Source organism: Streptococcus parasanguinis (assembly GCF_901875555.1).
In the GTDB taxonomy this organism is placed as follows: Bacteria; Bacillota; Bacilli; order Lactobacillales; family Streptococcaceae; genus Streptococcus; species Streptococcus parasanguinis_H.
Map to the genome: position 1 here is coordinate 12366 of NZ_CABFMD010000008.1, position 25891 is coordinate 38256.

The 25891-nt window shown below is 43.2% G+C and carries 22 protein-coding genes and 3 pseudogenes; 22 read left to right on the top strand and 3 right to left on the bottom strand.

The window, feature by feature from the left end; genetic code table 11:
* Positions 1-51 precede the first annotated feature (51 nt).
* Entirely contained in the window at positions 52-1848 is a 1797-nt protein-coding gene (pepF, locus tag JX304_RS02280) for an oligoendopeptidase F (RefSeq protein WP_205011087.1), read from the bottom strand.
* 330 nt (positions 1849-2178) lie between these two features.
* Here pepF and JX304_RS02285 point away from each other — a divergent pair, with 330 nt between their 5' ends.
* The 12 genes from JX304_RS02285 (at position 2179) to JX304_RS02340 (ending at position 17733) form a co-directional block, all read left to right on the top strand.
* Positions 2179-3144 (top strand): hypothetical protein, encoded by a 966-nt coding sequence (locus JX304_RS02285; protein WP_195327161.1) that lies wholly within the window; start codon positions 2179-2181, stop codon positions 3142-3144.
* Between the two features lie 47 nt (positions 3145-3191).
* Positions 3192-5822: an SEC10/PgrA surface exclusion domain-containing protein gene (locus tag JX304_RS02290; protein WP_205011088.1), complete on the top strand. Its 2631-nt coding sequence runs from the start codon at positions 3192-3194 to the stop codon at positions 5820-5822.
* Positions 5823-5900: 78 nt separating this feature from the next.
* Positions 5901-7202: a DUF6287 domain-containing protein gene (locus JX304_RS02295; protein ID WP_205011089.1), complete on the top strand. Its 1302-nt coding sequence runs from the start codon at positions 5901-5903 to the stop codon at positions 7200-7202.
* 105 nt (positions 7203-7307) lie between these two features.
* Positions 7308-8039: a hypothetical protein gene (locus JX304_RS02300; RefSeq protein ID WP_205011090.1), complete on the top strand. Its 732-nt coding sequence runs from the start codon at positions 7308-7310 to the stop codon at positions 8037-8039.
* Positions 8040-8388: 349 nt separating this feature from the next.
* Entirely contained in the window at positions 8389-10611 is a 2223-nt protein-coding gene (gene pnp, locus JX304_RS02305; protein ID WP_205011091.1) for a polyribonucleotide nucleotidyltransferase, read from the top strand.
* A 24-nt stretch (positions 10612-10635) separates the two neighbouring features.
* Positions 10636-11253 carry a serine O-acetyltransferase gene (cysE, locus tag JX304_RS02310; RefSeq protein WP_049518232.1) on the top strand — a complete coding sequence of 206 codons (618 nt, stop codon included), beginning with the start codon at positions 10636-10638 and terminating at the stop codon, positions 11251-11253.
* A 12-nt stretch (positions 11254-11265) separates the two neighbouring features.
* Positions 11266-12132: a GNAT family N-acetyltransferase gene (locus JX304_RS02315; RefSeq protein WP_205011092.1), complete on the top strand. Its 867-nt coding sequence runs from the start codon at positions 11266-11268 to the stop codon at positions 12130-12132.
* Between the two features lie 20 nt (positions 12133-12152).
* Positions 12153-13496 (top strand): cysteine--tRNA ligase, encoded by a 1344-nt coding sequence (gene cysS, locus JX304_RS02320; RefSeq protein WP_205011093.1) that lies wholly within the window; start codon positions 12153-12155, stop codon positions 13494-13496.
* Complete coding sequence (locus tag JX304_RS02325; protein WP_205011094.1) at positions 13489-13887, top strand: Mini-ribonuclease 3; 399 nt, start codon at positions 13489-13491, stop codon at positions 13885-13887. The genes cysS and JX304_RS02325 overlap by 8 nt, the downstream gene beginning before the upstream one ends.
* Positions 13884-14744, top strand: a complete 861-nt coding sequence (locus tag JX304_RS02330; RefSeq protein WP_205011095.1) for a helix-turn-helix domain-containing protein — start codon at positions 13884-13886, stop codon at positions 14742-14744. The genes JX304_RS02325 and JX304_RS02330 overlap by 4 nt, the downstream gene beginning before the upstream one ends.
* Before the next feature lie 124 nt (positions 14745-14868).
* Entirely contained in the window at positions 14869-15999 is a 1131-nt protein-coding gene (locus JX304_RS02335) for an ABC transporter ATP-binding protein (protein ID WP_205011096.1), read from the top strand.
* A 66-nt stretch (positions 16000-16065) separates the two neighbouring features.
* Positions 16066-17733 carry an alpha-glucosidase gene (locus tag JX304_RS02340; RefSeq protein WP_205011097.1) on the top strand — a complete coding sequence of 556 codons (1668 nt, stop codon included), beginning with the start codon at positions 16066-16068 and terminating at the stop codon, positions 17731-17733.
* A gap of 90 nt (positions 17734-17823) precedes the next feature.
* On the opposite strand, the gene JX304_RS02345 is transcribed toward JX304_RS02340, so the two are convergent.
* Positions 17824-18786, bottom strand: coding sequence for an aromatic acid exporter family protein (locus tag JX304_RS02345; RefSeq protein ID WP_205011098.1), 963 nt, complete (start codon positions 18784-18786; stop codon positions 17824-17826).
* 96 nt (positions 18787-18882) lie between these two features.
* Here JX304_RS02345 and rlmB point away from each other — a divergent pair, with 96 nt between their 5' ends.
* The 5 genes and pseudogenes from rlmB to rpsI all read left to right on the top strand — a co-directional run bounded on the left by rlmB (position 18883) and on the right by rpsI (position 22015).
* Positions 18883-19611, top strand: a complete 729-nt coding sequence (gene rlmB, locus JX304_RS02350) for a 23S rRNA (guanosine(2251)-2'-O)-methyltransferase RlmB (RefSeq protein WP_205011099.1) — start codon at positions 18883-18885, stop codon at positions 19609-19611.
* A gap of 18 nt (positions 19612-19629) precedes the next feature.
* Positions 19630-20145: pseudogene (locus JX304_RS02355) on the top strand (NYN domain-containing protein).
* Entirely contained in the window at positions 20142-21005 is an 864-nt protein-coding gene (locus JX304_RS02360; RefSeq protein WP_205011100.1) for a DegV family protein, read from the top strand. The pseudogene JX304_RS02355 and the gene JX304_RS02360 overlap by 4 nt, the downstream one beginning before the upstream one ends.
* Before the next feature lie 152 nt (positions 21006-21157).
* Positions 21158-21604, top strand: a complete 447-nt coding sequence (rplM, locus tag JX304_RS02365) for a 50S ribosomal protein L13 (RefSeq protein ID WP_002876943.1) — start codon at positions 21158-21160, stop codon at positions 21602-21604.
* Positions 21605-21622: 18 nt separating this feature from the next.
* A complete protein-coding gene (gene rpsI, locus JX304_RS02370) occupies positions 21623-22015 on the top strand; it encodes a 30S ribosomal protein S9 (protein WP_000075969.1) in 393 nt (130 codons plus the stop codon).
* Positions 22016-22091: 76 nt separating this feature from the next.
* Here the strand turns inward: rpsI and JX304_RS10930 are convergent.
* Positions 22092-22439: pseudogene (locus JX304_RS10930) on the bottom strand (transposase); the annotation flags it as partial.
* Between the two features lie 143 nt (positions 22440-22582).
* Here JX304_RS10930 and JX304_RS02380 point away from each other — a divergent pair.
* The 5 genes and pseudogenes from JX304_RS02380 to JX304_RS02400 all read left to right on the top strand — a co-directional run bounded on the left by JX304_RS02380 (position 22583) and on the right by JX304_RS02400 (position 25114).
* A complete protein-coding gene (locus tag JX304_RS02380; RefSeq protein WP_205011101.1) occupies positions 22583-22957 on the top strand; it encodes a nuclear transport factor 2 family protein in 375 nt (124 codons plus the stop codon).
* A 43-nt stretch (positions 22958-23000) separates the two neighbouring features.
* A pseudogene (locus JX304_RS02385) lies at positions 23001-23297 on the top strand (MoaF-related domain-containing protein); the annotation flags it as partial.
* A 10-nt stretch (positions 23298-23307) separates the two neighbouring features.
* On the top strand, positions 23308-23883 hold the full coding sequence (locus JX304_RS02390) for an NADPH-dependent F420 reductase (protein WP_205011103.1): 576 nt from the start codon (positions 23308-23310) through the stop codon (positions 23881-23883).
* A 39-nt stretch (positions 23884-23922) separates the two neighbouring features.
* Positions 23923-24246, top strand: coding sequence for a MoaF-related domain-containing protein (locus JX304_RS02395; RefSeq protein WP_205011104.1), 324 nt, complete (start codon positions 23923-23925; stop codon positions 24244-24246).
* Between the two features lie 13 nt (positions 24247-24259).
* Positions 24260-25114, top strand: a complete 855-nt coding sequence (locus tag JX304_RS02400; protein WP_205011105.1) for an NAD(P)H-binding protein — start codon at positions 24260-24262, stop codon at positions 25112-25114.
* The last annotated feature ends 777 nt before the right edge of the window (positions 25115-25891 follow it).

The window sequence follows — 25891 nt, forward strand, 5'->3', positions numbered from 1 at the left end:
TAGCACCTCTGCATTTATACTAGCTTATTTTAGAGTTAGCTGTAGAAGAGTTTATTCTCCCAACTCTTCACTATAAGCAATAATCTGATCCACAGTGTCTGAAAGGAATTGAATGGTGTCGCGAAGCGGTTTGTCTGTTGAAATATCTGCTCCGATAATCATAGCAGACTCAAGTGGAGTCTTGCTGCCGCCTGATTTGAGGAGCTCCAGCCAATCTTTGGCTCCGTTTTCGGAGTTCTTCAAGTGCAGGTAACCAGCTGTTGAGATAACCAATCCAGCTGAGTAGGTGTAGCTGTAAAGCCCCATGTAGTAGTGGCTTTGGCGCATCCAGGTCAAAGCCGCATCGTCATCGATTTCAACAGCGTCTCCCCAGAATTCGGTCAAGACTTCTTTCATGATGCTGTTAAGCTTGCTAGCGCCGAAGGTCCCACCTTCTTCGATCAGGGTGTAGACTTTGCGTTGGAAAGCCGCTTCCAGCAAGTGGGTGATGAAGTTGTGGAAGTAGGTGTCTGTCAAACGGTGAGCCAAGGCAAAGCGTTTTTGACGAGGATCGTCAAACTGGTGTTCCAAGTAGTCGCTAAGGAGGAGCTCGTTAAAGGTAGAAGGAGCTTCCACATAGTAGGTCGACATGTGGGCGTTGAAGTAGCTTTGGTTGTTGTCTGAGAAGATGAATTGACCAGAGTGTCCGATCTCGTGGATCAGGGTATAGACGTCGCTCAAGCGTCCTGTCCAGCTCATGAGGACATAAGGATGGACGCGGTATGGATCGGCCGCATATCCACCGGAATCCTTGCCTTCATTGGCCGCAAAGTCGACCCAACGTTCGGTTTGGTAGCGGGCAATTTCGCGAGAATATTCTTCGCCAAGAGGTGCCACAGATTTCATGACCAAGTCATAAGCATCATCAATGGTGACATCTGGGTTGAGCACACTGTCCAAGTCCAACTTCCAATCAGCAAAGGTCATTTTTTCAAGGCCGTTGACCTTGGCCACGTGTTTGAGGTATTTTTGAGCAACCGGAGCGAAGTCCTTCATGATCAGATCGATCTGACGGTCAAACATGGCACGATCTACTTCCTGCTCAGCCAAGAGATAGTCAAAGACAGAATCATAACCTCGCATATCTGCGATTAGTTTTTCTGATTTGACTTGGGCTAGATAGGTAGCAGCCGCAGTGTTTTGGTGCTTGCGGAGGCCCTCTGAGAAAGAACGAAAGGCTTTTTCACGGACTTCTGCATTCTCATGGTTTTGGTAGAAGTTTTCATAGGTGACAAAGCTATTCTTGTAAACTTTTCCATCCACTTCAAAATCAGCCATTTCAAAGTCACCTGCCCGCATCTTGGTATAGATGTCTTGCGGTCCGTAGAAGACTTCACCAAGGTTAGTCAGAGTTTTTTCCACATCAGCTCCCAAGTAGTGAGCTTTTTTGATTTTAGCCTGACGAATGGCAAAAGTGAGGTGAGGGAGTTGGCCCAGGCGTTCAAGGACTTCTTCATCTGCTTCGACCAAGGCATCATCAAAGAAGGTTAGCTCTACACTGGCCCAAGTTTCAAAATCCATCCCTGCTTGGGCAATTTCCGCAAAAGCTTCATCACCAAAGTCAGTCGTTTGAGGCATAAAGCTGTAGTTGCCAATGTGGCTGAGCTGAATCTGAATCTGTTCAAAGATGGCAAAGGCAGCTTCAAAGTCTTCAAAGGTGTGGAGGTTGCCCTTGTAGTTACGGACAAATTCATTGATTTCTTCACGGGTCTTTTCAATGGCACGCAAGAAGTCTTCCTGGTCTTGGTAGAGGGCTGTTAGGTCCCAGAGTTCGTTTTCAGGAAATTCAGAACGTTTCTTTAATTCCATAGTGTTTCTCCTTTTGATCAAATAACTATACTAAGTATAGCAGAAAAAAGGGCAGAAACATAGAGGAGAGGGGAAAATGCTTGTGTAAAAATCTTGAAAAGAGGTGGAAAAAAGTTAAGATTAAAAAACTTAAGTCTAACCACTATATTTAGATAAGAAGTGGAATGAAATTTTGCTGATATACTAAGTACATCAGAGTATTGCATTTCATGCAATACTCAACACTAATGGCATTCAAGAATATAAGAGTTGTTTCATATTTTGTTGTTACAATGCTTATATTCTTAATTTTAGTAAATTATAGCTAATTAGTGATAGAGGAGGTTGTATATGGAAACAAGAGAAGAAATTGTTTCGAAACTAGAACTAATTCGTGAGAATATTTTAGGATTTATTCAGGCACGTTCACGTCAAGTTACACTTGTTAATCAAATGAGAACAGCCAAATTGATTCAACAAGATGAATATAACGATAACACATTGTCTCATAAATCTCTAAAACTTGCTTTTTCAATTATGGTATTTTCAAGTATTTCTATACTATTAGGGGATTTATTGTATGTCATCTTACTTGGTGCTGTGAATCGATTAATCGGTGATATTATCTTTGAAGTTTTATTCTTATCAGGATTTTTATTTCTGTTGTATCGTCGTATGAAAGGTTCAAAAGATAGCTGGATTTATCCGGCGACACTGATTATGGGAGGGATCTTACTGGTATTCCCTCTACGGTTGCTTTTGACTCCCAATCCTATAACATTAATTCTACTTGGAGTATCAATTGTAGCCACCTATTTCATTATTCAAAATAAGCTGGAATTAATGATTGCGTTTGTGAATAAAGGTATTCGTAATAAAAATGAACAGCATTTAAGAGATTACCAAGCAGTGGTTGCAGAAAATCAACGATTAGAATTGGCCTATCAGCAAGAGGGACGTTTGATGGAAAATTTCCGAAATCAAGCTGTAGCAATTGGTCAAGGATGGTACCCTAAAGATTATTATGCACTAGATGCAGTGAACTATCTTATTCACGCGTTTAATAATTTCAAAGCAGATAATATAAAGGAAGCAATTAATCTATACGATACATATTTAGACCGAGCAGCACGTCGAGCCTTTGAGGCAGAGATGATCGAACTTGAAAAAGAGCAGATTATTAATCAAGAACGAATGATCAAGCTTCAGGAACATGCAAATATTTTAAGCGCTAGACAAATTGCAGAAACACAAGAAGCAGCTGCTGCATCACGTGCTGTAGCAAGTGAACTTGAGAATATTCGTTATGGAAGATAAGAAATCTGGGATAAATAGGTAGGGAAGAAAATAGAAGGAATATAATTATGAATAAAACAACAAAGAAAAGTATTGCTATCGGTGCTACTATTATTGCTGCAACTGCTGTAACTTCAGTTGTACAAGCTGAAGAAGCGTCAGTTGCTCAACCTCAGACAGGGACATCAGCAACTGTTTCAAATATCGATCATACTGCTGAGGTTACAAAAGAGGCAGTTGATACAGCAAAAGAGCAAGCTGATGCTGCGGCTAAAACGGTAACAGAACAAGAAAAGGTTGTAAGTGCAGCGGATCAAAAGGCCAAGGAAGCGGAAGCTGCTGAAAAAACAGCTGCAGCAACCTATGAAAAAACAAAAGAAGCTGCGAAGGAAGCAACTCCTGAAAATATTGCAAAAGCTGAAGATGCGATTAAAACAAAAGAGGCTGGTGTGAAATCAGCTGAAGAAAGTGTAAAAACGGCTGAAGAAGGTGTGAAATCAGCTGAGACAGCAGAAGCCGAATCAGGAAAAAATTATGAAGAGGCTACTAAAAAAATAGAAGATGAAAAAGCAAAAGTCGCATTAGCCAAGGAAGAAGTGAAGAAAGCAGAACAAGCTCTTAATGAGACAACACTGACCAGAGCACAGGAGACAGTGACGATTGCGGGAAATAAACTGAAAGATGCAGAGTCTGTGAATAAAGCAGCGCAAGACGAATTGACTCGTGCTAAAGAATTTGACGCATCTCGTCAAGCTAAAATCGATGAAACAAAATCAGCTCTCGATAAAGAACGCACTGAAAAGAACGTTCCTGCTCTTGAAGACAGCCTTGCATCTGCAAAAGCTAACGTAGAAGCTAAAGAAAAAGCTCTCGCTGAAACAAAAGCTAAAGCAGGTGTCGCTCAATCTGAAGTTGATGAAGCCCAAAAAGCTCTTGATGCCGCAAATGCTCTATATCAAGAAAAATTGGCTAAATTGAAACAAGACGAAGCTCTTCGTAAAATCGTAATCCCTGAAGAATACGCAAAACACGACATCACAGACTACGCTTGGTTCATCTCTCATTCAGATGAATATATGAAATTGCAACCTGAAATCAACTGGGGTGCTTACAACCAACAAGGTATTGGTACAAACAAAGATAAAGTTGACCTTGCAAACCTAACCGCCGCTCAACGTAAAGAATTGGCTGAATTCGTTGCTCAAATGTTGAACGATATCAACCAACAATACTGGTCTCAACGTGAACCAGGTAAAACCCACACACCAATTCAATTAACAGTTGGTGGTCAAGAATTTGCAGACGCTATCGCTCGTGGATATTCTCAATTCTACGCAGAAAACGGTGGAACACCCGATGTATTTGATTTTCTCAAAAACTGGGGTCACCAATACTCAGTTCTTCGCCCATATGGTGCATCCGAATCCCTTGGTGGACTTTTGCCTAAATGGCATAAAGACAACATGGGTGGATACACAATGATTAACTTAAAACAAGACATTGCCGACGTTATCCGTAAAATGATGTTTGCCGATGGAGACCAATCAAACGGTCACACAAAACACTTGATTCGTCTTCAAGGAACGGGCATTGGATTTAGCGTAAGCTCAGGTTCAGTTCACATCTTGTCAACAAACAAACCTACAAATCAAGACAAGGGTGATTACCTTAGCACTGACGCTGAATACAAAGCATCTTTGACATCATCTGTTGAAGCAGAAGAACAAGCTCTTCAAGCCGCTAAAGATAAGAAAGCAACTGCTGACCAAGTCGTTAAATCTGCTGAAAACGACCTTGCTTCTGCAAAATCAGCTCAAGTTGACGCTCAAACTGCATTGAACGCAGCTCAAAACGCTATCGCGAAAGCTCAAAAAGCATACGACGATGCACTTGCTGTCAAAGAACAAACACCTGCCGCTCAAGCTAAAGTCACTGAAACTGCGAAAGCTCTTGAAGTAGCTAAAGCTGAACTAGCAACAGCTAAATCAAATCTTGCAAACTTGCAACAAGTTCGTGCACAACGCGAATCTGAATTGAAAGACGCTAAAGCTAAATTGATTGCTCAAGAAGAAGCTCTTAAAGTAGCTCTCAAATCAGCAATCGACGCTGAAAATGACTTGCAAGCTAAAGGTCTTGCAACAACTGAAGCTAAAGCCCAAGTTGAACGTGCTAAACAAGCTGTTAAATCAGCTGAACAAGCAGTAAAAGAATCAAAAGATTATCTTGAATTGCTTAAGAATGCACCTGTGAAACTTGCTGAAGCTGAAAAAGTATTGACTGAAGCTAAAGCTAAAACAGCTGAAGCTAAAGCAACACTCGAAACTGAAATTGCAAAACTTGAAGCATTGAAGTTAAAAGCTAAAGCGTCTCAAGAAGATTACAAACGTGTCTTCGAAGCATACCAAAAACTCGTTCAAGCAAAACAATTGGAAGAAACAATTCGTCGTGAACAAGAACGTATCAAACACGAAAACGAAACCCGTCGCAACGAACCAGTTCGTCATGAGTCTACTCAAAACAAAGTAGTTAAGACAACTGCTCCAACAGCAACAGCAACACCTCAAGTTAAACAAACTAAACAAGCAAACACGAAAGAATTACCGTCAACTGGTGAATCTACAAGTGCACTTGGACTTATGGGCGTAGCTATGATGGCTCTAGGTCTTGCTGGATTGAAACGCAAACGCGAATCAAAATAAAAACACTATTTAGGCTGGGGAAACCCAGCCTAAAATGATATAATTTTAAGAAAAAGATTGTTAAATGGGGAATTTTTTATGAAAAAGGTTATGATTTCACTACTGGCGGGTGCGTCCGTTCTAGCTCTGGTGGCTTGTGCACCCAAACGTTATGAACGCCAAAGCAAACCAAAAACGGCCACATCATCGGCGGTTAAAAAAGAAAAGAAGGATACAGGTCAGAAAAACTATCAAGAAGTATTAGATCGCTACAAGGCTTATGCAGTTGCCATTAATGCTAAGGACCAAACGGCTTTACAAAATGAACTGAAGAAGATCGAAGCAACTTCAGAAGAATATGCGTATGTCTTTAACCTTCAAACACTTGGGAGTACCAATGAGTGGCAATATGCTTTTGAGGATCTTAATCAAGATGGTAATGACGAGCTACTGATTGGGGATGGCAAAACGATTGCTGCTGTGTATTATTTGAAAGATAACCAGCCGACCTTGCTCCATGTAGCCTATGTGGCTTCTGCAGGTGGTTATCGCTCCAGCTTGGATGTTTTTGACAATGGACAAATCGTCTATGCCACTTGGCAATCCCTTAATCCAGAAATGGAATTGACCCTTTATTCGCTAGGAAAAGGGGAAGCCAAGGAAGAAAAGAAAGCGACTATTCAAATTGGTGGGAAGGAAACAGCAGAACAAGCTCTTGGGATTTCAGCTAAGAAGTTGGACCTCAGTAAGCTCAATTGGAAAACATTTGATGGTTCAGGAGACTCCAAATCAACAGCTAAAGCGGAGGATAAGAAGACAGGTTCTTTCCAAGTACAAGTTAGCGTAGCTGATCTCCGTATTCGAAAAGAGCCCTCAACCTCAGCTCCCTCTGCAGGGATGATCGCAAAAGGAACTCACACCATTACGGAAACTGTAGAGGCAGATGGTCATACCTGGGGCAAGCTTGAATCTGGTCAAGGCTGGATCGCCCTTGACTTCACAACGCGTGTGGATGGTTCTAAATCAACTACTTCAAGTAAGAAAAGTAGTGGGATGAACCTTCAAGAAATTCAGAACGGAAATTTCTCAAGTATCGCAGGGACCTGGAGAAATGGGAAAGGAATGAGTGTAACATTTGATGATAACGGTATATCAAAGATCAATGGTGCACCAACAGATCAGGTTGTAGATCGGTTTAATCATGAATTTGGATACTTAAGCAGTAGTGTTCATTCAACTGCCCCAACTGGTGCTTCAGCAATGAGTTTTTTCCCAGCAGGTCAAGAGTTTCCCGCAACATTAAAATATGGAAATTTTTCTGTTGATAATAGCAAGGATATTATTTATTGGGGTCAAAATGTTATTTCAGATCAAAGCGACTTGTTCTATAAGGAAGACTAAAAAAGGTTAGAAAATTAACTTATATTTGCTAGTGATTCTCTTCGTTGATACTGAGTAAATAGATTTCTTTTGATGGACTAAGAGAAAGAGAACATGGAGACAAACATGAAAAAAATTATTATTTTATTGTTAACAGTTGGTTCGGTAATTCCCCTAGCAGCCTGTGCGCCGAAACGCTATGAGCGCAAGCATGGGCCTGTGGATTCTTCGTCTGCAAGACAATCATCTGGCAAGGCCGATGAAAAAACAGAAGAAAGCAAGTCAAATGAAGAGGATGAGGAAGCGATTGGCACCTTGTCTAAGGCGGACGAGGCAGATATTTATTCCATTATCGAAAACAGTGCGTCTTTGACCTATTCGCTTCAGGTGCAACCGACTCGCTTGCTGGAGTTGAACAATGATCACGGTGCGATTGACGGTTACCCGCAAGATATGTTCATTGATTACTACAATACCTACACGCCAGAAACCTATCAGTTGCAAGATATCATTGATAAATTGGATGCAGAAAAGACGTCGGACTCTATCCGTAGTTTTTCTCAGGATAAATTGATCCAACTGGTAAATGACAAGAAAAAAGGCTGGCTCTATTCGACAAAAGATAAGGCCTTCTACGAAGTTGTACCTGGTGGTCGTGGGGGAGCGATGCCTCCAATGGAGATTCCTTCGCCTGATGACTGGGTGATCAATGATGATTCTGTTGAAGTGACGACGACCATCCAAGGAACATCTGAACCTTACAGACGCTTTGTCTTGAAACGCAATCACAAGGAATACAAGGGCGGAACCCACAAAACACGCTTTTATGTAGACAGTATGGAATTCGTGAAATCTTAAAATTAAATAGAAGCTATACCTGGATCTAAAATTTTTATATAGGTCTCTGGGAAGATTCGCAGAAAAAGGCCCGTAAAGCCTTTTTCTTTTGGGCTTGAATATGTTAAAATAAAAGGTATACGTGCTTGGATACAAAGATGAGGATATAACATACAGATGGGTGGTTGAAATCCTATGCTATCAGGTGTAATTGAACACGGCCGAAAAGCTGTGTAAAAAAGATAAACTGTCTTGTCTTCATCGAAGACTTCGCCAGTTTCCTATTTTTACTTTGCTTTTTACGGCCTTGGTATCTTGATCTTTGTAGGCAAGGCGTATAATATTATCAATCCAAAGGGGATTACTTTTAATGGTAAAACAAGTGTTTCAAACGACTTTTGCGGGTCGTGAGTTGATCGTAGAGACTGGTCAGGTTGCCAAGCAAGCAAATGGCGCAGTTGTGGTGCGTTATGGGGAGTCAACTGTTTTGACGGCAGCTGTCATGTCCAACAAAATGTCAACGGGGGATTTCTTCCCACTTCAAGTCAACTACGAAGAAAAAATGTATGCAGCTGGGAAATTTCCTGGTGGCTTTATGAAACGGGAAGGACGTCCTTCAACAGATGCGACTTTGACAGCGCGTTTGATTGACCGTCCAATCCGTCCAATGTTTGCGGAAGGTTTCCGTAATGAAGTGCAAGTCATCAATACTGTTCTTTCTTACGATGAAAATGCATCTGCACCAATGGCAGCTATGTTTGGTTCATCCTTGGCGCTTTCTATCTCAGACATTCCGTTTGACGGACCAATCGCTGGGGTACAAGTAGGTTATGTCGATGGCCAAATCATCATCAACCCAACACAAGAACAAGCAGAGCGCTCTCTTCTTGAATTGACAGTAGCTGGTACCAAGCACGCCATCAACATGGTAGAGTCTGGTGCCAAAGAATTGTCAGAAGAAATCATGTTGGAAGCTCTTTTGAAAGGGCACGAAGCCGTCAAAGAATTGATTGCCTTCCAAGAAGAAATCGTAGCAGCAGTTGGGAAAGAAAAAGCAGAAGTAGAATTGCTTCATGTAGATGCTGACTTGCAAGCTGAAATCATCGCAGCCTACAACAGTGACCTCCAAAAAGCGGTCCAAGTAGAAGAAAAATTGGCGCGTGAAGCGGCGACTCAAGCCGTTAAAGACCAAGTCATTGCTGCTTACGAAGAAAAATATGCAGACCACGAAGAATTTGACCGTATCATGCGGGATGTGGCTGAAATCTTGGAACAAATGGAACACGCTGAAGTGCGCCGCTTGATCACGGAAGACAAGGTTCGTCCTGACGGTCGTAAGGTTGATGAAATCCGTCCGTTGGATGCGCAAGTCGACTTCCTTCCTCGTGTGCACGGTTCAGGTCTCTTTACTCGTGGACAAACCCAAGCTCTTTCTGTCTTGACCTTGGCGCCAATGGGTGAAACCCAAATCATCGATGGTTTGGATCCAGAGTACAAGAAACGCTTTATGCACCACTATAACTTCCCACAATACTCTGTAGGGGAAACAGGTCGTTACGGTGCGCCTGGTCGTCGTGAAATTGGTCACGGTGCTCTTGGGGAGCGTGCCCTGGCTCAAGTCTTGCCAAGCTTAGAAGAATTCCCATATGCGATCCGTCTGGTAGCAGAAGTATTGGAATCAAACGGTTCTTCATCTCAAGCCTCTATCTGTGCGGGAACGCTTGCCCTTATGGCTGGTGGTGTGCCAATCAAGGCGCCAGTAGCGGGTATTGCCATGGGACTTATCTCAGATGGAAATAACTATACAGTATTGACAGATATCCAAGGTTTGGAAGACCACTTTGGAGATATGGACTTCAAGGTTGCAGGTACTCGTGACGGGATTACAGCTCTTCAAATGGATATCAAAATCCAAGGAATTACTGCAGAAATCTTAGCAGAAGCTCTAGCTCAAGCCAAGAAAGCACGTTTTGAAATCCTTGATGTGATCGAAGCAACCATTCCAGAAGTTCGTCCAGAATTGGCGCCAACTGCTCCGAAAATTGATACCATCAAGATTGATGTGGACAAGATTAAGATTGTCATCGGTAAGGGTGGAGAAACCATCGATAAGATCATCGCTGAAACAGGCGTTAAGATTGACATCGACGAAGAAGGAAATGTATCGATCTACTCTAGCGACCAAGACGCGATTAACCGTGCCAAAGAAATCATTGCTGGTTTGGTTCGTGAAGCCAAAGTGGACGAAGTTTATCATGCCAAAGTAGTTCGGATCGAAAAATTCGGTGCCTTTGTCAACCTCTTTGATAAGACGGATGCCCTCGTTCATATCTCTGAAATGGCTTGGACACGTACCAACCGTGTCGAAGACTTGGTAGCCATCGGTGATGAAGTGGATGTCAAAGTGATCAAGATCGACGAAAAAGGTCGTGTCGATGCGTCTATGAAAGCTCTTCTCCCTCGTCCGCCAAAACCAGAAAACAGCGAAGAAAACGGTGAAAAGACTCATCGCCATGGCGATCGTCCTCGTCACCATAACAAAGACCACAAACCTAAAAAAGATTTCACTATTACACAAAAAGATTCAGAATAAGCATTAGAAAAGGAGGAGCACGGTATGGGATGGTGGCGTGAAACCATCGATATTGTAAAAGAAAATGACCCAGCAGCACGTACCTCGCTGGAGGTCCTTTTGACCTATCCGGGCGTTAAAGCACTGGCGGCTCACCGTGTTTCCCATTTTTTGTGGAACCATGGATTTAAGCTCTTGGCGCGGATGCATAGTCAGTTCTGGCGTTTTTGGACTCAGATTGAAATCCATCCAGGTGCGACCATTGCTTCCGGTGTCTTTATCGACCATGGAGCGGGCCTCGTTATCGGGGAAACGGCTATTGTTGAAAAAGGAGTCATGCTCTACCACGGGGTGACCCTTGGGGGAACAGGGAAGGATGTCGGTAAACGCCATCCAACGGTTCGTGAAGGAGCCTTGGTCTCCGCTCATGCTCAGGTCATCGGTCCGATTGAGATTGGGGCCAAGGCCAAAGTAGGAGCAGGAGCGGTCGTCGTCTCCGATGTACCGAGTGATGTGACCGTTGTCGGAGTCCCTGCTAAAATTGTTCGTGTTCACGGTAAGAAGGATGAGCCAATCATTCACCAAGAAGAAGAAAAACGGGAATACTACATGAACAAGCTGGAGCATGCCAAGGAAGCCAGTCATCGGTCTTCTAGTTTGTAAGGAGATAGCTACGTGATTCAAGCAACCAATACATTGAATGACCACCAACTACTGGATGCAAAGGCCCTTATTGCTACTTGTCAGAACGATGATGGAACTTTTCGAGATCCCTATCTCTCCAATATGCTCAATTTTGATCCAAATATGCCGGCCTTTTTCCTTTATTATGAAAATGGCAAGCTTGTCGGTCTATTAACGGTTTATGCAGATGACCCAGATGTGGAAGTAGCGATACTGGTCCACCCCAATCATCGTCGCCAAGGCATTGCGCGGGCTTTGTATAGAAGTTTTGAGAAAGAAACGGCATCTTATCCCATTGAGTCTGTGACTTTTCAGACAGAGCGTGTTTTTCTAGAGCGTCATCCTGAGTTTGCCAGCAACTGGGGACTGGTCGAGGATGAAGAGACAGAAACCTGGTTAGGCAAGGATAGAAGACCTTATCCCTTAGCAACTGTTTCCAATCTTGAAGTTGTGTTAGCAGATCGTTCCTATCAGGATCAAATTAGTCAGTTAAAATTTGAGGCATTTTCAGAGGAACATGAATCGAGAGAAGTTGTGGATAGATATGTCGCTAAAGCTCTGAAGGATCCAGAAAGTTGCCTATATATTTTGTTAAAAAACGGTCAGGTTATTGGGACTTGTACAGTTGATTTATCGAGTAATACGAATTACCTCTATGGTTTAGCAATAGCCAAACTTGAACGTGGGAAAGGCTATGGAAGCTATTTGGCAAAATCTCTCGTCAACCAACTCATTGAGCAAAATGACAAGGAGTTTCAGATTGCCGTGGAAGACAGCAATGTAGGTGCCAAACGTTTGTATGAAAAGATTGGCTTTGTCAAACAGACTCAGGTGGTTTATTTGAAGTCGAAAGAGTAGAAACAGAAAGGAAATGAAGCGTGTTAAAAATTTATGATACCATGTCTCGTGATTTACGAGAATTTATCCCCATCGAGGAAGGGAAGGTCCGCATGTATGTTTGTGGGCCAACGGTTTACAACTATATCCACGTAGGGAATGCCCGCTCAACGGTAGCCTTTGACACGATTCGTCGCTACTTTGAGTACCGTGGTTATGAAGTTGCCTACATTTCCAACTTTACCGATGTGGATGATAAGATCATTAACCGTGCCAAAGAAGAAGGCATTACGCCTCAGGAAGTAGCAGACAAGTACATCGCGGCCTTTCGTGAGGATGTGACGGCTCTGGGGGTCAAGCCTGCAACCCGTCACCCTCGTGTGGTTGAGTTTATGGATGACATCATTCGTTTTGTCGCTGACTTGATTGAAAAAGGCTATGCCTACGAGAGCCAAGGGGATGTCTATTTCCGTGTGGAAAAATCCCACAACTATGCCAAATTGGCTAATAAAACCCTAGAAGACTTGGAGCTAGGTGCTTCTGGTCGGACAGATGAAGAGACAGCTCGCAAGGAAAATCCGGTCGATTTTGCTCTTTGGAAAGCAGCAAAGCCAGGTGAAGTTTCTTGGGAAAGCCCTTGGGGCCCTGGTCGTCCGGGCTGGCACATCGAGTGTTCGGTCATGTCAACGGGGATTTTAGGGGATACCATTGATATCCACGGTGGTGGTGCTGACCTCGAGTTCCCGCACCATACCAATGAAATCGCCCAATCAGAAGCTAAAACAGGCAAGACTTTTGCCAATTACTGGATGCACAATGGCTTTGTCAATATTGACAATGTCAAGATGTCCAAGTCGTTAGGCAACTTTATCACCGTGCATGATGCTTTGAAGACCATTGATGGCCAAGTGCTTCGTTTCTTCTTTGCGACCCAGCACTACCGCAAGCCGATCAACTTCACAGAAAAAGCTGTGCGCGATGCAGAGACCAACCTCAAGTATTTGAAAAATACCTACGAGCAACCTTTCACAGGAGAAGTGGATCCAGTGGACTTGCAAAGCTTTGTGGACAAGTTTATCGCAGCAATGGATGAAGATATCAATGCCGCAAACGGAATCACCGTCGTCTTTGAATTGGCCAAATGGATCAACTCAGGTCATTACAACCAAGACGTCAAGGATGCCTTGGCAAAAATGTTAGAAGTCTTTGGAGTGGTCTTTGTCGAAGAAGTCTTGGATGCAGATATTGAAGCCTTGATCGCTGAACGCCAAGAAGCGCGGGCTAAGAAAGATTTTGCGCGTGCAGATGAGATTCGCGATGAATTGGCTGCGCAAGGAATCAAGCTCTTGGATACAAAAGAAGGTGTAAGGTGGACACGTGATTGATGTCAATCTAATCAATGGGATCGCCCTTGCCTTTGAAGGGGATGCGGTCTATTCCATGTATATTCGCAGGCATCTGATTTTTCAAGGGATGACCAAGCCCAATAAACTCCACCAGGCTGCAACCCGCTACGTCTCTGCCAGGGCGCAGGCTAGCTTGATTGAAAGCATGCTGGAGCAAGACATTCTGACGGAAAAAGAGTTGGAGATCTACAAGCGCGGTCGCAATACCAATAGCCATACCAAGGCCAAAAATGCGGATGTCGTGACCTATCGCATGTCGACGGGCTTTGAGGCGGTCATGGGTTATCTCCATATGACGGGTGAGATCTCTCGTTTAGAAGAGCTGATTGACTGGTGTATCCAGGAAGTAGAAGAAGGAAGAAAGCAGTGAAAAATATCAGAGAGTGGTTTCCTCATGCAGAGGTGACGGATCAAGCTCATCCACCAGCTGGTTATGTAGCGATACCCCTTCAGGCTCATCAATGGCTGCTACTGAAGGAAGAAGAGTTAACCGAGCGAGAAAAACAATTGATTTCCTGGTTGGGCAGTGAAGAAGAGGTTGCCCCCAATCCTTGGTACCAATACCTGATCGATGGAAAGGGAGAAGCCCCTCAGGTCATCAAAAAAATGCAACTCGTCTATTGCCACCTCTCGCACTCAACAGCGGAAGGGATGGCTTCTTGGTTAGAGATGATGCAGACACTCTTGCCCAACTTCCGAGCAACCTTGCAACTGAGTGGACAGGACTACGTGCTCATTCTGGACCAAGACCAGTCTTTGCCTGTGGCCGATATCTTAAAAGATACTGTCTCTGCCATGGAGTATGACTTCAATATTCGTTTATCTATCCTGGTCGGGCAAGTATGGACCGAGTCAAAAGAAGGAAAAGTGTCTCCGGTTATCCAAGCAGAACAAGCGGTTTTTCGAGCTTGGATCCGAGAAGGGCATCAAGGCGTCTATCGCTTTTCTCAACTCTATCTGTGGGGGATCGAGCAGGCAGGTCTAGATCTTACCCCGATCAAAGAACGCTTGCATCAGTTGATTGAAAGTCAAGATCAATTGCAAGACATCATTGTCGCTCTTTGGGAAAATGGGGCAGTCGTGACCAAGGCGGCCCAGCAACTCTATCTCCATCGCAATTCGCTCCAATACAAGATGGATAAGTGGGAAGAGCTAACAGGTCTCCAGTTGAAAAATCTGACAGATCTGGCTCTGTGCTACCATTTAGTCTTGCAAGATGTCATTTAAACGGAATCAATCGAGAGTTTTGTGCAACTTGCACAAAACTCTTTTTCTTTTTTGTGAGACTTGCCATAGATTTGTAAAACGTTTTCATTTACAATAGAACTATAAACATCAAAGGAGTACCATCATGGTAGAATTAAATCTTAAAAATATTTACAAAAAATATCCAAACAGCGAACACTACTCAGTTGAAGACTTCAACTTGGACATCAAAGACAAAGAGTTTATCGTTTTCGTAGGTCCTTCAGGATGTGGTAAATCAACGACTCTTCGTATGATCGCTGGTCTTGAAGATATCACAGAAGGTGAGTGTTCCATCGATGGCACTGTTGTAAACAACGTGGCACCGAAAGACCGTGATATCGCCATGGTATTCCAAAACTACGCTCTTTACCCACACATGACTGTGTACGATAACATGGCTTTCGGTTTGAAATTGCGTAAATACAGCAAGGAAGATATCGACAAACGTGTACAAGAAGCAGCTGAAATCCTTGGCTTGAAAGAATTCTTGGATCGTAAACCAGCTGACCTTTCTGGTGGTCAACGTCAACGTGTTGCCATGGGACGTGCCATTGTCCGTGATGCAAAAGTATTCTTGATGGACGAACCTTTGTCAAACTTGGATGCTAAACTCCGTGTATCCATGCGTGCTGAAATCGCGAAAATTCACCGTCGTATCGGTGCTACAACCATCTATGTAACCCACGACCAAACAGAAGCGATGACACTTGCTGACCGTATCGTTATCATGTCTGCTACTAAAAACCCTGCAGGTACTGGTACAATCGGACGTGTAGAACAAATCGGAACTCCTCAAGAAGTATACAAAAACCCAGTAAACAAATTCGTGGCTGGATTTATCGGAAGCCCTGCGATGAACTTCATTAACGTAAAATTGGAAGGTGGCAACATCGTTGCTAATGGATTGAATTTGAAAGTTCCAGAAGGTGCTTTGAAAGTTCTTCGTGAAAAAGGCTATGATGGTAAAGAATTGATCTTTGGTATTCGTCCAGAAGACGTGAATACAGAAGCTGCATTCCTTGAAACTTTCCCAGAATCAGTGGTGAAGGCAACCGTCTCTGTATCTGAGTTGCTTGGTTCTGAATCTCACTTGTACTGCCAAGTTGGTGACAACGAATTCATCGCTAAAGTAGATGCGCGTGACTACCTTGGAACTGGTGCAACCATCGAACTTGGATTTGACTTGAACAAAGCTCACTTCTTCGACAAAGAAACTGAAAAAACAGTATACTAATACCTACTGACACTATAGAGGCTGAGACGATTTGTCTAGGTCTCTTTCATTTTAAGGAGACAAGACATGGAAAAAGACTGGTGGAAGGGGAAGGTCGCTTACCAGATTTACCCAAAAAGCTTTAAGGACAGCAATGGCGATGGTGTTGGGGATTTAAAAGGAATCACAGAAAAACTCGATTACCTTCAAGACTTAGGGATTGATATTCTCTGGCTATCCCCTGTTTACAAGAGTCCGTTTATTGACCAGGGCTATGATATTTCAGACTACTATGCCATCGATCCCCTTTTTGGGACCATGGAAGACATGGAAGAGCTGATTGCGGAAGGCAAGAAGCGGGGCATTTCCATCATTATGGACTTGGTGGTCAACCACTGTTCCAGCCATCACGAGTGGTTCCAAAAGGCTTTGGCAGATCCAGATGGCCCTTATGCAGACTACTTTTACTTCATCGAAAGTGACAAGGAGCCCAACAACTGGGAAAGTTACTTTGGAGGCAGTGTCTGGGAGCCGGTTCCTGGCACCAACAAATACTATCTTCATTCTTTCCACAAGGATCAGCCGGACCTCAATTGGCAAAATCCTGTCTTGCGCGAGGAAATTTACACCATGATCAACTGGTGGTTGGACAAGGGGATTGCGGGTTTTCGGATTGATGCTATTATCAATATCAAAAAAGATCTAGAATGGCGTTCGCTTCCATCAGATCGGGAGAATGGCCTGGTCCCAGTGCCGGAATCATTGGTGAATGCCCAATCGATTGAACCTTTCTTGCAAGAGTTAAAGGAGCGGACCTTTGCCAAGTACAATGCCTTCACTGTAGGGGAAGTTTTCAATGAAACCGACGAAGAATTGCATTTCTTCATCGGAAAAGATGGTGTCTTTTCTTCGATTTTTGACTTCAAGCAAACCATGCTGGGTCAGGAAGGAAAAGGCTGGTTTGACCATGCTCTTCCAACAGCAGATGAACTCAAAGAAAGTATTTTCCAAGCGCATGAGCGCGCGGATAGTATTGGGGTTCTCTCAACCATCATTGAAAACCACGATGAACCTCGTGGCGTGTCCCACTATATCGCGGAAGGTCCCGTAAACGACACCAGTAAAAAAGCCCTAGGAACTATTCAGGTTTTGCGCAAGGGAATTCCATTTATCTATCAAGGCCAAGAAATTGGAATGGAAAACCAAGTCTTTGAATCAGTAGAGGACTTTGATGATATCGCAACCATCAATGGCTACCATGTGGCTAAAGAAGCTGGTTTGAGTGAGGGAGAAGCCTTAGTAGTGATTGCCAACTACAGCCGAGACAATGCGCGGACACCGGTGCAGTGGGCAAGAAAGCCAGGTCTGGGCTTTAGCGATGGACCAGCCTGGCTGATCAGTCCCAAACCAGATGATTCCATCAATGTGGAAGACCAGGAAAAGGATCCAGATTCTATCTTGAATTATTATCGCCAGTTGACAGCCTTGTATCGCCATCCCCTCTATGGAAATACCATCCGGTTTGGAGATATGATCCCAGCTTATCGGGATCGTGAAAATATCATCGCCTTTGAACGCCGTGGAGACAAGCGTCTCTTGGTAATCAGCAATTTCCAAAATCGTGAGGCCACTTTGGAGTTGCCAGCTCCGATTAAAACGGTTGTTTTAAATAATACTGCTGGGTTGTTCCAAGAAGGAGACCAGGTATTAGAATTGGCCCCTTACCAAACTGTTGTGTTGGAATTGGTGGAATAAGGAGAAAAGCGAAAAGTAGCTATAGGAAAACGCATCTGATCACGTGTCCAAAAAACAGGATCAGATGCGTTTTTAAATCATCAAAAAACCTTATTCTGTCTCCTGATGAAATTGCTGGTAAAAATGGACCTTGACATGGATGAAAGTTTCTAGATCTCTTAACAATTGGAGCAAGGTGGCGCGTGTTTCGAATTCTTCACGGGTCTTAGGCAAGGGCCGCTCCCGAAAGATTGCTAGATACTGAGTGATATCGTCTAGAAGATATTGGGCAGGATTTTCCTGACTTAACTGTTGCGCAGTCTTCTTAAAAAGTTGAGCCAGTATCAAACTTTCACTCGCTGCTAACTGACAGCGGTTGACGTTTTCTGCCATATCCCGCAGGATGTCGTTTTGACGTTTGCGCATTTCGAAGTAGTGAATATGGTAGTTGGTTTGATGAAAAAGGTGGTTGGAATGGTCCAGATAGACCAGATTCAAAGCATCCTTTAGCGTACCATCCAGCTCTTTGATCAAGCGGGCATCGTTGCGACCATCCCCTTTCCCAAGCATGTCTGCAAAACGGCCAAGAATCTTCTTTAGTTGGTCTTCGACAACATCATGGTAGTGATCGATCGCAGCCTGATTAGAAGGCATATAGAGATTGGCCAGCAAGGCAAAGCTGGTCCCGATTAAAAAGAGGGCAAGTTCATTGAGCAAGAGCCCCCAGGAAGTAGACTGCTCAATCAAGAGATGGGTGACGAGGACTGTACTAGGCGTGATGCCGATCTGCCAGCCCATGAGAAAGGCGCATGGAACATAGATAGCGATAAAGACTCCCAGTGCCCAAAGGTTGAATCCCAAAAATGAAAAAGCGAGACTTCCGATTGTTAGAGCTAGCAAGGTCGACATAAAGCGCTGGTAGGCTTGCTTGATGGTGCTCCGACGGGTATCAGAGACACTCAAGATGGCAATGACGCCAGCTGAGATGGCATAGGTCAATCCCAGAGCAGCAGCAAGGGCAGCTGCTAAACAGGTGGCCAAGGTGAGCTTGATAGTTCGTTGAAATAGAGGCATGGTTTCCTTTCTAGTTTGTTAGTTTCGCTGAGATAGATTTCATTTCATTATATCATGAATTGGCCTCATCCTCCTTTCTTGTGGTATACTAGTTCTATGGAAAATAACGATATCGTATACGGTGTCCATGCAGTCACCGAGGCTTTACAAGCCAATACTGGCAATAAATTATATATTCAAGAAGACCTCCGAGGGAAAAATGTCGACAAAATCAAGGCCTTAGCAGCTGAAAAGAAGGTGTCGATTTCTTGGACACCAAAGAAAACCCTGCAAGAAATGACAGAAGGAGCTGTTCACCAAGGCTTCGTTCTTCGTGTGGCAGCCTTTGCTTACACAGATTTGGCAGCGATTCTGAAACGGACAGCCCAAGAAGAGAACCCGTTGTTGTTGATTCTCGATGGCTTGACCGATCCGCACAATCTTGGATCTATCTTGCGGACAGCTGATGCGACCAATGTCTCAGGGGTCATCATTCCTAAGCACCGGGCAGTCGGGGTAACCCCGGTGGTGTCGAAAACGTCTACCGGAGCAGTGGAACACATTCCCATTGCCCGTGTGACCAATCTCAGCCAAACCTTAGACAAGCTAAAGGAAGAAGGTTTCTGGATCTTTGGGACTGATATGAACGGCACGCCATCTCATCAGTGGAATACGGCTGGCAAGTTGGCCTTGATCATTGGTAATGAAGGAAAAGGGATCTCAGCCAATATCAAAAAGCAAGTCGATGAGATGATCACCATTCCTATGAATGGCCATGTCCAAAGCCTCAATGCCAGTGTGGCTGCAGCCATCCTCATGTATGAGGTCTTTCGCAATCGACTATAATCATAGAAAGGCAATGATATGAAACGAAAAATCTTATTGGTTGACGGCTACAATATGATTGCCTTTTGGCAGGAGACCCGCCAGCTCTTTCAAAAAAGTGAGCTCGATGCGGCGCGTACCATCCTCCTGCAAAAGCTGAGCCATTATGCTAGCTTTGAAGGGATCGAAGTCATCTGTGTCTTTGATGCCCAGTATATGCCAGGAGTGCGGCAGACCTATGAGGAATTCAATGTTCAGGTGGTCTCTACCGGTGAGGATGAGACGGCAGATGACTATATCGAGCGCTTAGCGGCAGAGCTCAATACGCCCCTCCACTAGGTATCCGTTGCAACCAGTGACTTAAATGAGCAATGGACTGTCTTTGCTCAAGGGGCTCTTCGGGTATCCGCGAGAGAGTTAGAAAAACGAGTCGCAGTCGTCAAAGGAAACCTCAATCAGGCACAGCGAGGGGTCAATGATCAAAAACCACCCATGCGACCGCTCGATCACCAAGTATTGCGACAATTACAAGAAATGATGGGAGACAAGAAATGACATTTGCTATTTTAACAGATTCGACAGCAGATTTGGACCAAAACTGGGCTAAGGAACACCAGGTAACCATTCTCGGCTTGACCATTGAGTTAGATGGGACAGTATACCAGACCGTAGGAGAAGGTCAATTGACCAGCCCTGAGCTGTTAGAAGCCATGAAAAATGGGGCCAAACCGACAACCAGTCAGGTCAATGTGGGCCAATTTCAGGAAAGCTTTGCGCAGTTTGCCAAAGAAGGGAAAGCTGTGCTGTATGTAGCCTTTTCATCGGTTTTATCTGGGACCTATCAGAGTGCCGTCATGGCACGTGATTTAGTCTTGGAAGACTACCCAGAAGCGATAATCGAAATTGTTGACCCCAAAGCGGCAGGGATTGGAGAGGGCTACTTAGTCATGCGGGCGGTAGCTGCGCGTGATGCGGGTCGCTCCTTAGCAGAAGCCAAAGAAGAGATCATGGCTCTAGCACCAAAACTGCGGACCTATTTCCTCGTTGATGATCTCTACCACCTCATGCGTGGTGGCCGCCTCTCAAAGAGCGCTGCAATCATGGGAAGTCTAGCCAGCATCAAGCCCATTCTCTGGATTGATGCGGAAGGGAAATTAGTGCCTATTACGAAAGTCCGTGGACGCAAAAAAGCCGTCCGAGAATTATTGGAGTTGATCAAAGCCGATATCGGTGAAAGCACAGCTCTGGTCTCTTATACAAACGATCTAGAAGGAGCTAAAGCGCTGAAGGCAGAAATGCTTGCGCTTGAAGGCATCGATGAAGTCCTCGTGATGCCTCTTGGACCAGTCATCTCCGCCCACGTCGGCCCGAATGCCTTGATCGGATTTGTCATAGGAAAAGAAAATCGCAAATAATTTTCCAAATCGGTTGACTTTTATCTTAGAATTTTGATACAATAGTAGGCGGTATTGTTTACCCCATTTGTAAGGCCCCGGAACCTTTCAAATAACTCGCGGACCGGAACATCCGCCCTGTAAACAAAAACGACATTCATATAGGAGAAATCATGAACAAAACTACATTCATGGCTAAACCAGGCCAAGTAGAACGCAAATGGTACGTTGTTGACGCAACTGATGTACCTCTTGGACGCCTTTCAGCAGTTGTTGCTAGCGTGCTTCGCGGAAAAAACAAACCAACATTCACACCTCACACTGATACAGGTGACTTCGTAATCGTTATCAATGCTGAAAAAGTTAAATTGACTGGTAAAAAAGCAACTGATAAGATCTACTACACTCACTCAAACCACCCAGGTGGATTGAAATCAATCTCTGCTGGTGAACTTCGTTCTAAAAATGCAGTACGTTTGATCGAGAAATCAGTTAAAGGTATGCTTCCACACAATACTCTTGGCCGCGCTCAAGGTATGAAATTGAAAGTATTCGTTGGAGCTGAGCACACTCACGCTGCACAACAACCAGAAGTTCTTGATATTTCAGGACTTATCTAAGGAAAGGAACAATAAAGTATGTCACAAGCACAATATGCAGGTACTGGACGTCGTAAAAACGCTGTTGCACGCGTTCGCCTTGTTCCAGGAACTGGTAAAATCACTGTTAACAAAAAAGATGTTGAAGAGTACATCCCACACGCTGACCTTCGTCTTGTAATCAACCAACCATTTGCAGTTACTTCAACTGTAGGTTCATACGACGTTTTCGTTAACGTTGTAGGTGGTGGATACGCTGGTCAAGCAGGAGCTATCCGTCACGGTATCGCTCGTGCCCTTCTTCAAGTAGACCCAGACTTCCGCGATTCATTGAAACGCGCAGGACTTCTTACACGTGACTCACGTAAAGTTGAACGTAAGAAACCAGGTCTTAAGAAAGCACGTAAAGCATCACAATTTAGTAAACGTTAAAACTTATTTACACTTATTGAAAGCATTTCGTATCAAAAATACGGGATGCTTTTTTTGGGCTTGATTTTACAAATTGGGTTTTGAAGGACACCATGGACCTATTTTCAAGTTGATAACGACTACAAATTTGTTCTGGAGACCATGAAGATTGTAATCGTTCTTCAATTTCCTATTTCAATTCAGGAGTCCAACTCGATTTTCTTCACTTCTGCTTAGCCAGTTTCTCATAGTGTGTTTGGACTGCTTGTGCAGAGTATGTGTCATTACAAGGCCTTAATCCTTTTGAAAGGGTTGATTTGTGAATGCCTAATTTTCTCGCTATTTGGATTGGTTTGAGGCCTAATTCGAGGTAAGTTTCTATCTTAATTTGTTCAGTTCTGGTAAGGTGGTGGTAGCTCGTAGAATTTTCCTGTGTTTTGGTCAGTGTGGTTACTTACAGTTTACACGAGGTTGAATTCTATGAGTTTTTCGAGCATTATATTTTACAACTTATCACTACTGATGTAAAATAAGTCAAGGTTGAGGATGAACTTCTCAATCAAAAAATATTTTTAGAGGTGAATAACGATGTCAACTCTTAAAGAACAAGCTATTAACTATCTTAACGCAGTATTTAACGAAAAAGATCTTAAAAAAGTTGAAACTTTTTGGAAAGACGATATGATCCAACACAACCCAAGCATGCCAAATGGTTTAGATGTCCTTCGTGGATTTATCACATCAGAAGACAATCAAATTTCTTATGAGCCAGGTATTGCTATGGAAGAAGGTAATATCGTTGCAGTGCATGGTCGCTATTCAAACTGGTTTGGAAAAACAATGATTGCGGTTGATTATTTCCGTGTTGAAGATGGAAAATTTATTGAACATTGGGATGTCATGCAAGAAGAGGTTCCAGCTAGCGAAGCAGTGAATGGCAATGCCATGTTTCCAATTAAGTAATGAAAGGGAGTAAAAGCAGATGAAACTTTAAGGTAGAACAGCTGTAGTACGTTTTGAAACAGGGTTTCAATTTCAATTAGAATACTTGGCAGACAATAAGATGACTTGGACTAGCCTTGCTGAAGATGGCTTGGGAAGTGAGACAGATAGGATTTATACAAAGGAATTGACAGATGACCTTATCAGTGTTAGCTGGATTGAATCAACTGGAAATTCTATCACACATCATATCAATCTTGTAGAAGGGACAGTTTGGGCGTTCATGTCTTGGAATGATCCAGAAGCCTTTGGACAACGACAAACATTGACGCATTCAGGCACATTTGAATTTATTAAATAGGAGAAATACAATGGCACAAATCACAATTTTTGGACAAGGAAATATGGGACAGGCAATTGCTAGTCGTTTTGAAAAAGCTGGCAATACAGTTAATTTCATTACAAAAGACCAAGAAGCAGCTTCTTTTGGGGAGATTGTTGTCTTGGCAGTCCCTTATGGGGCAATTGAGGGCATTCTTTCAACTTATGCTAGCCAATTGGTAGGAAAAATTATAATTGATATTAGCAATCCAGTTAATTTTGATACCTTTGATGACCTAGTAGTTCCAGCTGATTCTTCAGCGGCTGCACTGATTCAAGAAAAATTGCCAACTAGTTTTGTTGTGAAAGGATTTAACACGACCTTTGGAGCAAGCTTAGCGACAGGAAAAGTAGCAGATCAAGCTATTACGACGGTTTTACTAGCCTCAGATCACGCTGATGCCAAGGCAAAAATTGAAGAAGTTTTGTCTGGCAGTGACCTTCGTGTCAAAGATGCAGGTAGTTTGAAACGCGCTCGTGAATTGGAAGCAATGGGTTTCCTACAAATCAGCTTAGCGGCTCGTGAACAAATCACCTGGACTGGTGGTTTCGCTATCTTAAACTAATTAAATAATAAACACAATTAAACTAAAAGGAGAATGATTATGGCAAACACATTTCCACCTATCGGACACACATACAAAGCACAATTTGGCGACCTAGCTTATCATCTCAAATTTGATGTAGATGGTAAAACAATGACTTTTTCAAGCGTCGGTGATGCAGCACCTGTTGCTGAAGCGGTTGTGACTGTTACTTATACAGCAACAGAAGTTGCAGACAAGGTCTTCATGGTTACTTGGTCAGAGCCAGACGGTTCTACCGTTACTCACGTAGAAGATTTCAACCAAGACATTGTCTATACCAACATTACTCTACCAGATAATCAGTTCCTTAACTACAAAGGAACCTTTACAAAATTAAGCTAATAGGAAGAATACAATGACTACGCTAATCACAGGCGTTACAGGTGGACTCGGTGCTGCCATCTTGGAAAACCTTTCGAAATCTGTACCAGCTTCAGACATTGCCGTTTTGGTCCGTTCTGCAGAAAAAGGACAAGTGTTTAAGGAAGCAGGCTATGATGTGCGGATTGGAGACTACTCTGATCAGTCAGTCTTAGAAAATGCCTTTGCTGAGATTGAGACACTGATGTTTGTTTCTGGTGCCCCAGGTCAAGCCACCCCTCGTGAAGTACAGCATCAAAATGTTATCGCTGCAGCCAAGATGGCTGGCGTCAAAAACATTGTCTACACCAGTATAACCCGTGCGGATACTTCCACAGCGGTTCTAGCCCCTGACCACAAGGCCACTGAAATTGCCCTCCAGACTTCTGGTCTCAATGTCAAGGTCCTGCGCAACAACTGGTACGTAGAAAATGAAATAGAAACTGTTCGTGCAGCTCTCGCCGGTCAGCCCTTTGTCCACGCTGGTGGAAAAGGCAAGGTTGGTTGGGCAGCTCGCCGTGACTACGCTGAAGCGGCAGTGCATGCACTAACGCAAGACTTTGACGGCTACCAAGTCTATGAATTGGCTGGAAAAGCTGTGACCTATGCTGACTTTGCTAAGGCTGCTCAGGCAGCGACTGGTAAAGACTTCCAAGTCCTCTCCGTTAGCCTCGAAGACTACCAAAAAGGCTTGGCTAAAGCTGGACTTCCTAAGGAAGCTATCTTTGTCCTCTCAGCCATCCAAGCAGACATCGCAGATGGTCAATTGGATATTGCTGACAGCGACTTGGAAAACCTGCTCGGTCGCCCACAAACTGACCTAGTAACTGCCATTAAAGAATTGCTATAAAAGTCAAGACAGACTTGCGTCTGTCTCAGAATGAAGACAAACATCGATTTTGATGTTTGTCTTTTTTATATGGCTCTTTGTCAAATAGTGTTGATGAAGAAATTTAGGAAGAGTTTGGGACAAAAAGATTTCAATTTTTAAAATTCTTAATTATTAAGCCCTTCAAATCTATAATTAAAAGTAAACTGTGTCATAGGAATAAATCTCTTTCTAGTAATGTTTTGCAACTCTACTATAATGGATTTATTCCTTTTTGTGTTTACACAACTTATTTTACACTACCTAAAAGATTGATTTAAAGTATAATTTTTCAATCGATTAGATGTTGTTTTATCTCTACCTATTTTTCTAAAATGGAGAAAATCTGATATAATAAGCTTTGTAGGTGTATTATTTTAATGCTTACGGACCTAAACTATTTCCCCTATTTATAATCTATTGATTCACATTTTATGAAATTAATCAGTAGATATCGTTCTGAAAAGCCTTGATAATACGCCATTTTTAGTCCAACTGAAACCCATACTTTCCAAACCTTAAGAAAGCTCGTAAAGCATCACAATTTAGTAAACGTTAATTCGAGAGAATGACTATACTTGCAAAGAGCACCTTTCGGGGTGTTCTTTTTTTGACATCTTTTGGATTGATAATTAGAAATCTCGTTGAAGGGTATTAGGTAAATGAAAAGATTAATCGATAATTGAACTGCACCCCAAAAGTTAGACAGAAAAATCTAACTTTTGGGGTGTTTTTATTATGAAATTAACTTATAAAGAT